Source organism: uncultured Roseobacter sp., assembly GCF_947499265.1.
Classification (GTDB): Bacteria; Pseudomonadota; Alphaproteobacteria; order Rhodobacterales; family Rhodobacteraceae; genus Roseobacter.
In genome coordinates, this window is sequence record NZ_CANMNK010000001.1 from 243335 (window position 1) to 258077 (window position 14743).

Here is a 14743-nt window from a genome sequence, read left to right on the forward strand (position 1 = left end):
TTATGTGACCTTCAGCGCTCAGGTGGACTGATGTGAGAGCCAAGCATGCAGCAACAAAGCGCGATAACATATCCGGGTGCGACGACAAAAACCTGCTTGATTGTCGAAGATAACATCTTCGATCAGGAGCGGATCAAACGCATCATGGACAAAAGCTTCAATGGTGTTTTTGTCGCTGTTGCCTCTACAATTGACGAGGCGCGCCAACACATGGCGCGGTATCAGACCAGCATGATTTTGCTCGATAACAATCTGCCCGACGGGACAGGTGCAAATTTTGCGTTGGAACTGGCGGAAAAGCCTGAATTTGCCAAAATCCCCATTGTTATGGTCAGCGATTGGCCAACACCCTTCATGTTTGACAAAGCGCAATCGGCAGGCGTGATCCATGTGGTCAACAAGTCGGATTTTGGCGCGCGCTATATCCATGCCGCGCTGAACTACAAGCCACAGCAACAGCGGGCCAGCTAGGGACCAGCTCAAATGCTAAGCCCTGCAGGAGCATGAGGTCATTCTGCTCTGGATCATGTTGCTTGCGGCTTAACGAATACTGGCGCATGAAAAAACCCCGCCAATAAATGGCGGGGTCAGTTGAGTGCCTAAACTAGGCAGCCTCTTACAAAAGGCCACAGGCACCGGCGGTGTTCGAAGAGTGAAAGATCAGTTGGTCATTTCCGAGCGGATCTGCTGGCGCAACACGTCGATCGGGACCTTTTTGCCATCCTGCTTGAAGGTCCAATAGGTCCAGCCATTGCAGCTTGGCGCGCCTTCCAGATGAGCCCCCACCTGATGGATCGAGCCTTTGACGTCATTCCCGATCAGGGTCCCATCCGCGCGGACTTTGGCAATTTGTCCCCGGGGCGAATAAAGTTCTTCACCGGGGCGCAACATGCCACGCTCAACCAACTGCCCGAAGGGAACGCGCGGCTCCGCCCGTTTTGAGGTGGAAACCTGAAGCGCCTCCCGGTCAAACTTGCGCACCTTGGCAATGCGCTTCTCTGCAACCTTCCGGTAAGCTGCTTCGCGCTCGATCCCAATGAAATCACGCCCCAGCATCTTAGCCACAGCGCCCGTTGTGCCGGTCCCGAAAAACGGGTCGAGCACGACGTCGCCTGGATTGGTCGACCCCACCAGAACGCGGTGCAACAGGCTTTCCGGCTTTTGCGTCGGATGGGCTTTTTCGCCTTTATCGTCTTTCAAGCGCTCATGCCCGGTGCAGATCGGCAGCACCCAGTCGGAGCGCATCTGAATGCCCTCGTTCAGCGCCTTGAGCGCCTCATAGTTAAACGTGTACTTGCTGGCTTCATCCCGACCCGCCCAGATCATCGTCTCATGCGCGTTGGTGAAGCGTTTTCCCCGGAAATTGGGCATTGGGTTCGACTTGCGCCAAACCACATCATTCAAAATCCAATATCCTTGATCCTGAAGCGCCGCACCGACCCGAAAAATATTATGATAGCTGCCAATCACCCAAATCGCGCCGTTGGGTTTCAACAGACGGCGCGCCGCTTTGAGCCAGGCCCGCGTGAAGTCGTCATAAGCTTTGAAACTGGAAAACTGGTCCCATTCGTCGTCAACGGCATCCACCCGGCTGTTGTCGGGGCGGTGCAGGTCGCCTTTGAGCTGAAGATTATAAGGCGGATCTGCAAAAATCAGGTCCACCGAAGCCGCCGGCAGCGCGTTCATCATCTCGATGCAATCGCCGTCAAGAATCGTGTTCAAAGGAAGCGCCTGGGCGCCTTTGAGTTTGGTCATCATGTTCTGCCTCTGTGCCGGTGCGCTTGCACTCATTGGTTGAGACAAACATGAGTCAAAGGCGATTCGCGGTCAATTTCTTTTTTGAATCAAGACCTTAAGTTTTTATCTTGATACAACATATTGTGCACCGGTTTAAAAGTACGTCTATGGTGTGGGGTCGGCCCCAGATTTTGAAGCGCAGACATGTGGCTTTTTGATCCATATCCCATGTTCGTCTCCCACCCATAGCCGGGGTGCTGTTGCGCTAAATCCACCATCAGCCTGTCGCGACATATTTTGGCCACAATTGACGCCGCAGAAATCGAAAGACACCGTGTGTCTCCCTTGACCACGGGCTGCGCCGACACGTTCAGCCCGTGCGGGATCATCGACCCGTCAATCAGCACATGATCCGGCGGATGCGGCAGCCCGGCCAGAGCGCGACACATGGCGATATGGCTGGCGCGCAGGATATTGTGCTGTTCGATCTCTTCCACGGATGCATGCGCAATGGAAATCTCCGCGCAATCCTTCAGTAGATCCGCCAGATAGATCCGTTTCTTGATTGAGAGCTGTTTGGAATCATTGAGGCCTTCGGGAATGCAGGCCGGGTCGAGCACAACGGCCGCCGCCGTCACGGGACCCGCGAGCGGTCCACGGCCGACTTCATCAACCCCGGCCACCCGCGCCTTGCCGGCCGCCATGGCGGCCTTTTCCATCTCGAAATCCGGACCCATGATCTTTTGATCCAATGATCCGACCCAAAGCGCAAGACCCAACCTATCGAGCCACGCACAGCGCACAAAGGAAAACGCGCCCCCGGTTGCGGGAGCGCGGTACTCGTTATCAAAAGGAAGGAGGCGCCCGAACGCCCCCTTCTAGGTCAAAGCCGGTTTTTGGGGGACCCCGCCGGCTTTGCATCGACGCGTCCTTAGCGGCGCGCCAATTGGTATCCCTGATTGCGCAGGCAACGCGCCTCATATCCAAGGCCATGTCCGCGCACCCGGACGGCACAGGCATTGGGTAGGCGGTTCACATATTTATAATTGCGCTTCAGACAGTGCTGGCCGAAGTAGCGCAGCCGACCCTGACGCGTCTCAGCACTGCGCAGGCAAGCCCCGGGCAAAAGCTTGCGTTGCGCGCGTTTGGGAAGCGGGCGCGGTTTCAGATCATAAACGCGACCATGGCTCTGATACACCGGCGCCTTGTGGGCGTTCCGGGTCACCGTGTTGCGTTCTTTCTCGCGTTTGTTCCGGTCGTGGATCACCTTGCCCACAATCGCGATGCCAGCGATGGCGGCCAATGCCCGCAACAGGTCTTCGTCCGCGCGCGCCGGGGCGCTGCCGATGGCGGTGACGGCCAGAGCCGCGGCAACGATGGTGGCGATGAACTTGCGGTGCATGGGCGTGTCCTTTCAGATGTATTCCAGTAGACCCCGACAGTGCGACGGGTGTGTCTCGAACAATCTGGGTCAGCCCCCGGCGGACAGGCAATATCGCCGCATTGTTATCGGATAGCAGGAGGGCTAAGGCCCCTTTGTTATTGAATATCTCGCGTCTGGGGCGCAGGATCGCGCATATGAAACAAACAGCCCTGATCACCGGATTAATCGCGGCGCTGGCCCTGACCGGGCCTGGACACGCCGCCGATTGCTATGCCGATTACAAGGCAAAGCAGGACAACCCGCTGCGCCTGCACTATGGTGTGGCGCAAATTTCGCAATGCTCCAAAAGCGCGGCCAAGGTGGAGTTGTCCGCGCGGCTGGCAAGCCGCGGGTGGACGCTTTTGAACATTGTTTCCGTCTTCGATGAGAGTGGGCTGGCAGAAAGGAAACAGAGTGCAGGACCCAACTACCTCCGCTTCTGACATGCGCCGCTCGGGCGGTCGTATCGTGGGGTTCGGCATTGCGGGGATCGTGGGCATATTGATTGTCGCCGCTGCCCTGCTTTTTTGGGCGCTGCCCGATGCCAATGCGTTCAATGCCCGCGTCGAACGCCTGTTTGTGGAAAACAACGATCTGACGGCGCAGGCGGAAATTAAGTTGCTGGAAATCCTCGCGCAATCGGGTACCGCCTTTTCCGACACGCTGGCAAGCTACCGGCTGGTGATTTTTGTGCTTCTGGTTTTCGCTACCGCGATGCTGATCGCCGCCCTGGTTTTCCTTGTGTTTCTTGTCGGGTTCAACCGTCGCATGGCCCAGATCGAGCGCGCGGGTATCCAGGTTAATTCCCTGCTGATCAGCCGCGAAGAAAACACCGTGTACCTTAATAACCTCGGTTTCAAACTGACCGACGCCGCGATGGAAACGATGTCCGTGCTGGCGGAAGCCCGTATGGATGATGACGTGCTATCTGGTTCCGAAATCGAAGGCGTGATTTCGGGCAGATCATCTGCCGATTGCGATGAAGCGGCGGGGGCCACACGTATCAAGCGTTTACGCGATACACTGGGAAACCAGATCGTCGCAGAGCTCTTGGTCAAGAATATCGCGCGGCGCGGCTACATGCTGGCGATCGACAAAGATGTGATCAAGGTGATCTGATCTAAATCGGTCGCTGAATTTGATGCGGGTTTGATTTTGGTTTTGAGGTGGATGCCCGACTACATTTTCAGGACATCCGATAGCGGTCGGCGCGGGGCTGCGATGACATCGTCCATCGGATAGCCCAACCGTAGCAGGATTTGCGGCACGCCCCCATTCTGGCAAAGCGATTGGAGTGCCGCGCGTAAATGCGCAACCTGAACAGGTTGGTTGAGATAAGACGCCTGCAGCCCAGCCTTCGCCGCGGTCAGCAAAACGCGTTCCAACCCCTGCCCCGCGCTCAGCCAATCCTGCACGCGATCTTTTTGGGTGCCTAGCACTGCCAGAATTGGCGAATGTTGAGCGATTTCTCTGTGCTTGGCGCCGAACCCTTTGCCCATATCAAAGGATCGGACCACCAGTCTGGCCGCGGGAAGTGCCAGCCAAGGTATCGGTAAACCCTCACCACGCCGCCGTGGATGCATCCAGCTGGCCACCTCTCTGCGCCACTGCGGGTCTGACCATTGCGCGGCGTCACCTTCGGAAACCAGCGCTACAGCCGCGGCGCGATGTGTTCCCAAAAGCGGATCAAACCACACACCCTCTATCGCTGCTGCATCGATCAAATCTTCCAGAATGGCCGGAGACACGTCGTCGACTTCAAACTTCTTTCGGTAAGTACGCCGGGGCGAGATATGTCGCGCGAGCGGTTTCAAATCCTCATCGACCTGCCCATCAAACCCGATTTCGGCCAGCAAATCGGGATCGTCTTTGTCCGGAAGTAGGCTAACCATGAGCGGTCTTCCCTGCTCAGCCGCTGCAGCACGCAGGTTCATCAATGCGCAACCGCAACTGATCGTAAGTTCACGATCATTCGGATCATTGACACTCAAAGCACGGGTTCGATCTGCGTAAAGCCTGATGGCCTCTGCTGTTGCTTCAAATATCCACGGTTGGCTGTTGTGGCTCGACGGGGCCTCTATGGCCTTGGCCACCAACGCTTCAATCGCCTGTCGGGCAGCCATATCTCATATCCTGTTCCCTCACTGCAGAATGTCGAACCTGCTTTCCCAAGGTCAGACTAGGATTGGCTGACCTTTCGACATTGATATCGATCAACGGTCGGTTTGGTCTTTCATCAACAGGCGGGTTGGTGTGTTTGCAAGGTGCGCGCGAGGCACTTTCGGGCTGGCGTTTCGTTGCGCAGACCGACTAGGTTGCGCCAAACAAAGTTGTAAGGACGCACGAATATGCCAGCCCCACTCAATACCTTCAAAAAAGCACTCGCCGATGGGCAAACCCTTTTTGGTTGCTGGATGAGCATTGCTGAAGGCTATACGGCCGAGATCATGGGCGGTGCGGGATTTGACTGGTTGCTGATTGACGGAGAGCACTCGCCCAACGATATCAGATCGATCCGGGATCAGATGGTGGCGCTAAAAGGCAGTGACAGCCATCCAATCGTGCGCGTGCCAATTGGCGAGACGTGGATTATCAAGCAGGTCTTGGACGTTGGGACCCAGACCATTCTTGTCCCGATGGTCGAGACAGCCGAACAAGCCCGCGAGCTGGTCCGCGCGTGTCGATACCCACCGAATGGGACGCGGGGTGTTGGTTATGCGGTGGGCCGCGTGTCGGACTTCGGACAGATGGAGAATTATGGCCTGACAGCGGACGACCAAATCTGTCTGCTGGTGCAGGTGGAGAACAAGACAGGATTGGACAATCTTGACGATATCCTCTCTGTCGAAGGGGTGGATGGTATCTTCATCGGTCCCGCGGATCTCTCTGCCAGCCTTGGGTATCTCGGCCAGACCATGCACCTTGACATGCAGAAAACCATCCTCGACGCGATCCGGCGGATCAGCGACAGTGGTAAGGCGGCAGGCATACTCACGCCTGACGACGGCATGATTCAATCGTCGCTGGACGCAGGTGCAAGGTTCGTGGCCGTGGCGATGGATATCGCGCTTTTGCTCAATTCCGGCAAGGCGGTGGCGACCAAGTGGAAAGACAAGAAGTCTTGAGGCCCCTTCCCTCCGACGCCCAAGGGGTATAACAGGCGCGCACCATCACTTGAACATTGGAGTAAAACAGATGGGTTACCGCATCGTCATTGCGGGTGCCACAGGTAATGTGGGCCGCGAAATGCTGAACATTCTCTCTGAACGCCACTTCCCCGTGGATGAGATCGCCGTGCTGGCCAGCCGGAAATCCATGGGAACGGAAGTGAGCTTTGGCGAGAAGACACTGACGACAAAGGACCTTGATACGTTTGACTTCACGGGCTGGGACATCGCGCTCTTCGCCGTTGGTTCCGAGGCGACCAAACAATATGCCCCGAAGGCGGCGAAGGCGGGTTGTGTCGTGATCGATAACTCGTCGCTTTATCGTTATGATCCTGACGTTCCATTGATCGTGCCTGAGGTGAATGCGGATGCGATTACCGGCTACGCCAAGAAAAACATCATTGCGAACCCAAACTGTTCGACTGCGCAGATGGTTGTCGCCCTTAAGCCGCTGCATGACCGTGCGACCGTCAAACGCGTGGTGGTGTCGACTTACCAATCTGTTTCCGGAGCGGGCAAAGACGGCATTGATGAGCTCTGGGATCAGACGAAATCGATCTACAACCCGGTCGACGACAAACCTGCGAAGAAGTTCACCAAGCAGATTGCCTTCAATGTGATCCCACATATCGATGTCTTCATGGAAGACGGCTCGACGAAAGAAGAGTGGAAGATGGTGGCGGAGACGAAGAAGATCGTCGATCCGAAAATCAAAGTGACGGCGACCTGTGTACGCGTGCCTGTTTTCGTTGGTCACTCCGAGGCCGTGAACATCGAGTTCGAAGATCATCTGGACGAAGACGAAGCGCGCGAAATTTTGCGCGAAGCGCCAGGCGTTATGGTGATCGATAAACGCGAGGACGGGGGCTACGTCACGCCGGTCGAATGTGTCGGCGACTTCGCCACCTTCATCAGTCGTATCCGTCAAGACAGCACGATAGATAACGGTCTGAACCTTTGGTGCGTATCTGACAATCTGCGCAAAGGGGCCGCATTGAACGCGGTTCAGATTGCGGAATTGCTTGGGCAGCGTGTCTTGAAGAAAGGCTGATAAGCCACATAAAGCGTTTTGAGCCCGCCGATCTAAGATCTGGCGGGCTTTTTTGGCGCCTCAGCATCATTTAGAGGATTGTCACCCAAACTTCATGCGGGGCGCTCCAGCGACTACCCTACTTTGATGTAGTGTTTGAAACGCGCCAATCTGGAAAATAGGCTAGCGGACGATGAATTCCGCATGGAGTGCTCCAGCAGCCTTTATGCTCTTAAGAATGTCAATCATATCTCTTGGCGAAACACCCAGTGCATTTAATCCAGCAATAACCTCGGACAACGAGGTGCCGTTGGGGATCTCCGCTAAACCAATGCCAGGTTCTTCTTCGATTTCGGCATTTGTTCTCGGCACAATAACAGTTTCACCATCGGCAAATGGGTTCGGTTGAACAGCAATTGGGGCTTCCTGTATCCTCAGTGTGAGGTTGCCCTGCGATACGGCCACACGCGAAATCCGCACGTCTTCGCCCATCACGATCGTTCCCGAACGCTGGTCAACAACCACACGGGCCTTGCGCTCTGGCTGAACGGATATGTTTTCAATCCTGCCAAGTGCATGCGCGACTGAAGCCATTCGCGTTTGTGGAATATCGAGCTGTACGGTGCCTGAATCCAGCATGAAGGCAACCGGTCGCCCAAAATCAGAGTTGATCGCCTGTTCAATACGGGCAGCTGTCGTGAAATCGGCATCTCGCAGTGCGAGCCGTAAATTCGTCAGGTTCGAAAGATCAAACTCGATTTCACGCTCAACCCGGGCACCCGATGGAATAACGCCGGAAGTCGGCACACCTTGTGTGACGTTTGCCCCGTCTCCTTCCGCAACGGCACCCCCTGCAATGATCGTACCCTGGGCAACCGCATAGATTTGCCCATCGGCCGCATTAAGTGGTGTCATAATCAGCGTACCGCCCAGCAAACTGCTTGCGTCACCGATAGCCGAAACGGTCACATCAATTTGACTGCCTCCGCGTGCGAATGGGGGCAACGCGGCCGTCACGAAAACAGCGGCCACGTTTTTGGGTCTGAATTGTTCACCTGCGACATTCACGCCCAGCCGTTCCAGGATATTGGACATTATTTCTTCGGTAAATGGCGCATTCCGCAAACCATCACCACTGCCGTTCAAGCCGACAACTAGGCCGTAACCCACCAGATCATTGCCGCGAACACCGTCGAATTCGACGAGGTCCTTGATGCGGACCGGTCCCGCTATTGCGTTACTCACGCTGATCGAAATGAAAAGTACGACCGATAGAAATAGTTTCATAGGAAATTCACCAGGGAAAGTTGTGAGCTTCGCACCGTAACGGAGTAAAGGCTCTGCAAGTGAAACTGCACGCTTTCCAACTCCGTCGCGGTTCTAAAGGGATCGGCTTCCAGCAAGGCGTTTCGCGCGAACTCTGTGCTGGTTTCTTCCGCCTGATTGCGGGCGGAAATCATCTCGATGCGTTCTTCGGTGAAGCCGATATCTGCGCGTAGGCTGGTCAACTGGTCTTGATTGGATTGCAGGCCAATTCCGGTAATACCAAACAGTTCGGATTGTTGAGAGACATCCAGCCCCAAGACGGGATCGTCTGCGAGAGCAGCAACCGTGGTGTGCAACAAGAGATTTTTAAGTGCGTCGTCATCCGCCCGCACATCCAATGTAACACGTTCTGTTTCGGAGAGGACAAATGGCGCCAACGCGGTTGTTGATCCGGAATAAGCCGTCGCGTCGAAACCTGCCGGGTCATTAAACCACGTTTCTGCGGCCGCAACGATATCTTCTGGTGTCGTTTGCCCCGTCACAGCTGTTCTGACCAGCGCAAGCAGATCTTCAACATTAGGTAGCGGGGTTTGATCCGTCGCAGTGCCAGCAAACATGCTTCTTCCAGCAATATCGCTATTCAAAGAATTGATCATGCCTTGCAACTGCGTGCGCGCATTTTCGGATGGATTACCGGCGATAACTCCAATGGGGCCACCACTCGCGAGCAATAGATCCAACCCCAGATCGCTCCCAAATGTCTGAACGCGATCCAGAGCCGTTTGCATTGCACCTGTGAAGTATTTTGCTTCTGCGTTCGCGACCGAGTAACCATCAAGGATTTCCAGCGACCTTTCCAAACCGGTCAGGTAGTTGTGATTGCCTGAAAGCACTTCACGGATGTCGGAAACCTTACCGCTCGACAGTTCGTCAGTCAGGCGATTCAGATCTTGACGCAAAGAAACGCTACGACGCTGAAGCATAAATGACTGAGCCAGGTCGCCTAGTGAAACGGAAGTCATAAGTTATAGCCTCAAGATTGTTTGCATCATTTCGTCCGCCGCCTCGATCATGCGAGCATTTGCTGCGTAGGTCTGTTCAACCAGAAGCAAGCGTTGAAGCTCTTGATCCGTATCGACGCCTTCTGCCAAAACCAACTGCGTCAACTCGTTCAACTGTGTTGAGGAGAAGGTCAGGCTTTGTTCTGCTTGCGCCCGGTCCGCACCAAGTTGAGAGGTGAGTGTTGCTGCAAGGTTAATGGCGGAAAATGCGCCACTGGCAAAATTGCCGCTTGCGGGCGTTCTTTTCGCGCTCAACGTGGTCGAAAGGGACTGCAGAAGCCGCGAGTCGCCGACATCGCCCTGAACGACCGCATTGATACCGTCTCGCAAACGCCAGGCTTCGCCGCCCTGCCGTTCGTCCACGGCAGCATTCACGGTAAGCCTCTCCGACAGACCGACCTCATTCAAGGGATCAAAAGCGATCCCGGTATCTGTGAAGAGCCCCGGATCTCCAATTGCCAGCGACGGATCAACCGCCGGGTCCTGGAATCTTTCAACAAGGTCGCGCGCAAAAGCGTCAAGCTGCGTCTGCGCGTCCACGCCCAGTTCATCTCTGATTTCAAACTGCGCCCCAAGCGAGCCGCCACCAAGCGCACCGCGTGTGCTGTCGGTTGGCACGGGATAGCCATTTATTGTCAATCCAGAGAGCATGCCGCCAGCTTGCGTCATGTAGGGCGTCACTTGATTGACGGCGGAAAACTCGATTTCGGCGACGCCTCCATCAATCAAAATAGCACCGCCCGTCGAGTAAAGAGCGATCTGGCCGTTGTCTCTTGGAATTTGGCGCACAGACACAATGGTACTGATCTCATCCACCAACGCCTGACGATTGTCCTGCAACGCGGAAGTATCACCCCCAACAGCGAGCGTTTTTGTAATCTGAAGGTTGAGTTCCTTGACCCCGGATAGTGCTGAGTTGAGCTGATTTACCTGAAAGTCGATATTTCGGTCGGCTTCGCTGCGCGCTTCCTGAATATTCTTGGACGCGGACGTGATCAAAGACGCAAGATCGCGCGCTGAGTTTACCGCGCCTTCCAGCCTCTCCGGTGCATCCGGGCGACTGGTTGCGGTAATCAGGCTGGTTTCGAATTCCGCAATACGAGCTGATAGGGAATTCGGATCATCCGGAGTCCCCAACGCGTTTTCGTAATTGATCAGAAAGTTTGTCCGATCACTTGCGTTGTTGAACGCGGACTCGGCGAGACCGCGGTCACCCAAAAGGGCCGGATTGACGTTCCGGGTAATGCCATCGATGCTGACACCGCCAATTTGCGCGGATGACAGCGCAACAGAGCGCACGCCATAGCCGGGCGTCATCGCATTCGCGATGTTGGCCGAAATTGTCTGAGAATTGCGTCCAGCAGCACGCAATCCAGTCATCGCATTTGATAGCGCTGAGGAAATCGTCATATCAGGCCCTCTTTTTTCTGTTCACTGCAAACGGGTCAGGATCAACGCTTGATGTTTGTTGTTTCCTGCAACATTTCATCCACGGTCTGGATGACCTTTGCATTGGAGGAGTACGCCCGCTGCGTCTTGATCATATCGGTCAATTCACCCGCCACATCCGTTGTGGATTCTTCGCGGGCGAAGGACACGATGTCACCGGTCGGTCCATCGCCAGCATCCCACAGGAAAAACGACCCACTTTGCCGGGATGGCAGATATGTCTGGCTGTCAAAGGCCTGCAGCCCGTTTGGATTGGCCACATTGATCAGGGGAACCTGGTAAATCGTCCGAATTTCACCCGTATCGAAGCTCGCGCGCACAAACCCATTTGCGTCGACGTCCAGACCAACGAAGTTACCGATGGCGGAGCCGTCCTTCGTTACCGAAACCGGCGCGAAGTTATAGGAAAGCTGCGACAACCCTTCGGTGTCGCCAATTGTACCAATGTCGATGTCGATGGGACCCGCAGCAACCGTCACCGATATCTGACCTGTCGCCGCGTCATAGGCCGGGCTGGGTCCGACAGGAGCCGTCATGGCAATCGGGGTCACGGTCGCAAGCGTCCCGCCACCCGTGCGCGCGTCAGTGAAGGTCAAGGTATATCGCCCGATCTGGTCACCGCCTTGAGCGGAATCCGTCATGGTCATCGTCCACTCATTTGTGGCAGGGTCACCTGCCAGGGCCGGAGCTGTCGGCTCGAAAGATATATTGATGCTTTGCGAAGTGCCGAGATTGTCAAAGTACTCAACAGAAAGCTGTTCCGTCAGCGCTGCAGCGCCAAACTCGGTCTCCGTTGCAGGCAGGTTTACACCCAGGCTCATCGACAGTGTTGGATTGCCCGCCAACTGGCTGGTGTTGATACGCACCGGCTCCAAACCATCTGCCGTATCACGCGGATAGTTTGGGATCGATCCATCCGCCGCTGCGGGCCATCCCATTAGCACAAGGCCGGATTGCGATGTCAGATATCCTTCAGCATCTGTTCGGAAGGAGCCTGTCGTCGTCAAAAACATCGGCGCATCCGCACCCGCAGTCTGCACCTGCGCTGACTGCGCGACCGGCAGCATCCCCGCCCCTCGAACCGCGAGATCGGTTGAATTCGATGTCGAAATAAGCGTCCCACGCTGATCGATCAACCGCTGCGTACTGGCGCGCACACCACCGGCAACATAGGAGCCGCCGCCCGGGGACAACACCATGGATTCAAAATCCGTTTCCACTCGCTTGTAGCCATATGTTGAGGAGTTCGCGATGTTGTCCGAAATGGACGCCAAACGCTGAGCATTTGTTTGTAGTCCTGCAACACCTGCATTCAGCGAAGATGAAATTGACATGGGCACGCCTTTCTGAAGTGATAATCCATTGACCACTCAGATAGACGCCCGGGCTTAACACCGCGCTAACATATAAAATGCGCCCTATTTAGGCCATAATTTAGCGCAGAAACACAATTTCAACTCTGTCGTTTCGTGTGGCCATCGGATTTCTGTGCACCGGCTCCCGGTCCGCATGGCCGGTGACCCTGTGCATCCGCGCGGCACTCAATCCACCGGATTGCAGCATCATTCGGGTCCGTGACGCACGCGCAAATGAATTGTCCCACACTGGATTTTCCGCCAAAACGATGGGTCCCGCACGCACGTGCCCGCCGATTGCCACATCATTCGTGACACTCTGACCAACACTCGCCACAAGATCGACCAGCGATTCCATCAAGGGCGTTGGCTGATCTGTGCCTTCAACAAACAATGGCACCCCATCCAGAGCAAAGAGCTCGATCACCAGGCCTTCGTCGGTAATGCGGGTCACCACATGTTTCAGCGCGTTCTCCATGACGGCACTCTCGCCACCACGGGCGGTGAGCTCCGCAACAACGGCTTCCAGCTCGCCATCGGACCGGTTGCGCTCGCCACCCTCCTCGCTCACACCGGATTCGCCCGACGCCTTATCTTTGCGTGTCGCATGCTGTGTCGATGCGCCCAGCCCGTTTTGTGGCAAGGTTTCTTCCGAAAAAATACTGTCGCCCCCAAACGAGCCGTCACCGCCCCCCGAAATACGGTTGATCGGAATGGTCGGCGAAAAGTAATCGGCCAACCCCTGACGTTGTTGCTCGGTCGTTGCGTTCAACAGCCACATCATCATGAAAAAAGCCATCATCGCAGTCACGAAGTCCGCATAAGCGACCTTCCAGGCGCCACCATGGTGACCCCCCGCGATAATCTTTTTTCTCTTGATGATGATCGGTGCCAGATTGCTCTGCGCGCCCATATCGTCACCACTCTCATATTCACCCGAAGACAGGGATACCTCAGGATGTCTTTCCACACCCTTAACGGATGGATTGTTTCCTTGCGTCGGATCACAAGTTGCGCGCAGATACGGGACAAGGGGGCGTGGATGCCGATCACTGACAGCAGCTATTCCTGGATCAGGCTGGTCCTGACACTGGTGATCGCGATGATCGTCAATGTCGGCATGTGGGCGATCATTGTCATCATGCCCGCGGTAGAGGCCGAGTTCGGCGCAGGCCGTGCCGAGGCTTCGATGCCCTATACATTGACAATGATCGGCTTTGCGGTCGGTAATTTCGTGATCGGCAAGGCGGTGGATCGTTTTGGCGTCACGGTCTCCCTGATCGGGGCCGCATTGGGTGTCGCCCTTGGGTTTGGCCTGGCGACGCTCAGCCAATCCATCGCCGTCCTGTCGCTGGCCCAATTACTGGTGGGCTTTGCGTCAGCGGTCGGGTTTGGCCCGCTGATCGCGGATATTTCTCATTGGTTCGTGCGGCGCCGGGGCATTGCAGTCGCTCTTGTCGCCAGTGGCAACTATCTGTCGGGCGCAATCTGGCCGATGGTCCTGGCCGGCATGCTCGAAGCGGCGGGCTGGCGCGCCGTGTATCTATTCATGGCCGTTGTGACCCTCGCAAGCGTGATCCCCCTGTCATTTGCCCTCCGCAGACGCCTGCCCACAGATGTGCAGGTCGCGGCACAAGCACAATCCATGAAAAACGCGCTGTCATCAGGGCTTTCGCCGCGGGCCTTGCAATATCTGCTGGGCCTTGCCGGAATCGGATGCTGCGTGGCGATGTCGATGCCCCAGGTGCATATCGTGTCCTATTGCGTCGATCTTGGCTACGGGCCCGCCGTCGGGGCAGAGATGCTGGCGCTGATGCTTCTGGGCGGTGTCGGTTCGCGCATCGTATCGGGGCTGGTCGCGGACAAGCTTGGCGGCGTAAAAACCCTGCTGATCGGCTCCGCCCTGCAATGTCTGGCGCTGTTTTTATACCTGCCGTCCGGCGGATTGGTGTCGCTCTACATCGTCAGCCTGATCTTTGGTCTCAGCCAGGGCGGCATTGTGCCCAGCTACGCCTTGATCGTGCGTGAATACATGCCCGCGCGGGAAGCCGGCGCACGGGTGGGTTTCGTGATGATGGCGACAATTCTTGGTATGGCGCTGGGCGGCTGGATGTCTGGCTGGATCTACGACATCAGCGGATCCTACCAACTGGCCTTCATCAACGGCATCCTGTGGAACGGTCTCAACATTGCGATCATGGTTTGGCTATTGATCCGTAGCAGACCGCGCACGCCCTCTGCGGTGCCTGCCTGAT

Annotated in this window: 15 protein-coding genes; 6 read left to right on the plus strand and 9 right to left on the minus strand. The window is 56.1% G+C overall.

The window, feature by feature from the left end; translation table 11 throughout:
- Positions 1 to 45 precede the first annotated feature (45 nt).
- Positions 46 to 471, plus strand: coding sequence for a response regulator (locus Q1A63_RS01170; protein ID WP_298968565.1), 426 nt, complete (start codon positions 46 to 48; stop codon positions 469 to 471).
- A gap of 189 nt (positions 472 to 660) precedes the next feature.
- On the opposite strand, the gene Q1A63_RS01175 is transcribed toward Q1A63_RS01170, so the two are convergent.
- The 3 genes from Q1A63_RS01175 to Q1A63_RS01185 all read right to left on the minus strand — a co-directional run bounded on the left by Q1A63_RS01175 (position 661) and on the right by Q1A63_RS01185 (position 3139).
- The gene (locus Q1A63_RS01175) at positions 661 to 1758 is read right to left on the minus strand and encodes a site-specific DNA-methyltransferase (protein ID WP_298968567.1); all 1098 of its coding nucleotides are present in this window, start codon (positions 1756 to 1758) and stop codon (positions 661 to 663) included.
- Positions 1759 to 1844: 86 nt separating this feature from the next.
- A complete protein-coding gene (locus tag Q1A63_RS01180) occupies positions 1845 to 2474 on the minus strand; it encodes a ribonuclease HII (RefSeq protein ID WP_298969563.1) in 630 nt (209 codons plus the stop codon).
- A 194-nt stretch (positions 2475 to 2668) separates the two neighbouring features.
- Positions 2669 to 3139: a hypothetical protein gene (locus Q1A63_RS01185; RefSeq protein WP_298968568.1), complete on the minus strand. Its 471-nt coding sequence runs from the start codon at positions 3137 to 3139 to the stop codon at positions 2669 to 2671.
- 176 nt (positions 3140 to 3315) lie between these two features.
- On the opposite strand from Q1A63_RS01185, the gene Q1A63_RS01190 reads away from it, so the two are divergent.
- Together Q1A63_RS01190 and Q1A63_RS01195 are read left to right on the plus strand one after the other, a co-directional pair.
- The gene (locus Q1A63_RS01190; RefSeq protein WP_298968570.1) at positions 3316 to 3603 is read left to right on the plus strand and encodes a hypothetical protein; all 288 of its coding nucleotides are present in this window, start codon (positions 3316 to 3318) and stop codon (positions 3601 to 3603) included.
- The gene (locus Q1A63_RS01195; protein WP_298968571.1) at positions 3575 to 4279 is read left to right on the plus strand and encodes a hypothetical protein; all 705 of its coding nucleotides are present in this window, start codon (positions 3575 to 3577) and stop codon (positions 4277 to 4279) included. Before Q1A63_RS01190 ends, Q1A63_RS01195 begins: the two co-directional genes overlap by 29 nt.
- Before the next feature lie 59 nt (positions 4280 to 4338).
- On the opposite strand, the gene Q1A63_RS01200 is transcribed toward Q1A63_RS01195, so the two are convergent.
- The gene (locus Q1A63_RS01200) at positions 4339 to 5283 is read right to left on the minus strand and encodes a hypothetical protein (RefSeq protein WP_298968573.1); all 945 of its coding nucleotides are present in this window, start codon (positions 5281 to 5283) and stop codon (positions 4339 to 4341) included.
- Positions 5284 to 5508: 225 nt separating this feature from the next.
- On the opposite strand from Q1A63_RS01200, the gene Q1A63_RS01205 reads away from it, so the two are divergent.
- Entirely contained in the window at positions 5509 to 6285 is a 777-nt protein-coding gene (locus tag Q1A63_RS01205; RefSeq protein ID WP_298968575.1) for an HpcH/HpaI aldolase/citrate lyase family protein, read from the plus strand.
- Between the two features lie 70 nt (positions 6286 to 6355).
- Complete coding sequence (locus tag Q1A63_RS01210; RefSeq protein ID WP_298968576.1) at positions 6356 to 7378, plus strand: aspartate-semialdehyde dehydrogenase; 1023 nt, start codon at positions 6356 to 6358, stop codon at positions 7376 to 7378.
- Between the two features lie 162 nt (positions 7379 to 7540).
- On the opposite strand, the gene Q1A63_RS01215 is transcribed toward Q1A63_RS01210, so the two are convergent.
- The 5 genes from Q1A63_RS01215 to Q1A63_RS01235 form a co-directional block, all read right to left on the minus strand.
- A complete protein-coding gene (locus Q1A63_RS01215) occupies positions 7541 to 8644 on the minus strand; it encodes a flagellar basal body P-ring protein FlgI (protein WP_298968578.1) in 1104 nt (367 codons plus the stop codon).
- The gene (locus tag Q1A63_RS01220; protein WP_298968580.1) at positions 8641 to 9645 is read right to left on the minus strand and encodes a flagellin; all 1005 of its coding nucleotides are present in this window, start codon (positions 9643 to 9645) and stop codon (positions 8641 to 8643) included. The genes Q1A63_RS01215 and Q1A63_RS01220 overlap by 4 nt, the downstream gene beginning before the upstream one ends.
- A gap of 3 nt (positions 9646 to 9648) precedes the next feature.
- Positions 9649 to 11094, minus strand: a complete 1446-nt coding sequence (gene flgK / locus Q1A63_RS01225) for a flagellar hook-associated protein FlgK (RefSeq protein WP_298968581.1) — start codon at positions 11092 to 11094, stop codon at positions 9649 to 9651.
- Positions 11095 to 11135: 41 nt separating this feature from the next.
- On the minus strand, positions 11136 to 12467 hold the full coding sequence (locus Q1A63_RS01230) for a flagellar hook-basal body complex protein (RefSeq protein ID WP_298968583.1): 1332 nt from the start codon (positions 12465 to 12467) through the stop codon (positions 11136 to 11138).
- 100 nt (positions 12468 to 12567) lie between these two features.
- Complete coding sequence (locus tag Q1A63_RS01235; protein ID WP_298969564.1) at positions 12568 to 13401, minus strand: flagellar motor protein MotB; 834 nt, start codon at positions 13399 to 13401, stop codon at positions 12568 to 12570.
- A 129-nt stretch (positions 13402 to 13530) separates the two neighbouring features.
- Here Q1A63_RS01235 and Q1A63_RS01240 point away from each other — a divergent pair, with 129 nt between their 5' ends.
- Positions 13531 to 14742, plus strand: a complete 1212-nt coding sequence (locus tag Q1A63_RS01240; RefSeq protein WP_298968584.1) for an MFS transporter — start codon at positions 13531 to 13533, stop codon at positions 14740 to 14742.
- Position 14743 lies beyond the last annotated feature (1 nt).

Coding starts and splice junctions, on each gene's coding strand:
- Q1A63_RS01200 (WP_298968573.1), bottom strand. CDS start 5,283: ATGGCTGCCCGACAGGCGATTGAAGCGTTGGTGGCCAAGGCCATAGAG.
- Q1A63_RS01240 (WP_298968584.1), top strand. CDS start 13,531: ATGCCGATCACTGACAGCAGCTATTCCTGGATCAGGCTGGTCCTGACA.
- Q1A63_RS01215 (WP_298968578.1), bottom strand. CDS start 8,644: ATGAAACTATTTCTATCGGTCGTACTTTTCATTTCGATCAGCGTGAGT.
- Q1A63_RS01170 (WP_298968565.1), top strand. CDS start 46: ATGCAGCAACAAAGCGCGATAACATATCCGGGTGCGACGACAAAAACC.
- Q1A63_RS01185 (WP_298968568.1), bottom strand. CDS start 3,139: ATGCACCGCAAGTTCATCGCCACCATCGTTGCCGCGGCTCTGGCCGTC.
- Q1A63_RS01220 (WP_298968580.1), bottom strand. CDS start 9,645: ATGACTTCCGTTTCACTAGGCGACCTGGCTCAGTCATTTATGCTTCAG.
- Q1A63_RS01235 (WP_298969564.1), bottom strand. CDS start 13,401: ATGGGCGCGCAGAGCAATCTGGCACCGATCATCATCAAGAGAAAAAAG.
- Q1A63_RS01230 (WP_298968583.1), bottom strand. CDS start 12,467: ATGTCAATTTCATCTTCGCTGAATGCAGGTGTTGCAGGACTACAAACA.
- Q1A63_RS01190 (WP_298968570.1), top strand. CDS start 3,316: ATGAAACAAACAGCCCTGATCACCGGATTAATCGCGGCGCTGGCCCTG.
- Q1A63_RS01210 (WP_298968576.1), top strand. CDS start 6,356: ATGGGTTACCGCATCGTCATTGCGGGTGCCACAGGTAATGTGGGCCGC.
- Q1A63_RS01180 (WP_298969563.1), bottom strand. CDS start 2,474: ATGGGTCCGGATTTCGAGATGGAAAAGGCCGCCATGGCGGCCGGCAAG.
- Q1A63_RS01175 (WP_298968567.1), bottom strand. CDS start 1,758: ATGATGACCAAACTCAAAGGCGCCCAGGCGCTTCCTTTGAACACGATT.
- flgK (WP_298968581.1), bottom strand. CDS start 11,094: ATGACGATTTCCTCAGCGCTATCAAATGCGATGACTGGATTGCGTGCT.
- Q1A63_RS01205 (WP_298968575.1), top strand. CDS start 5,509: ATGCCAGCCCCACTCAATACCTTCAAAAAAGCACTCGCCGATGGGCAA.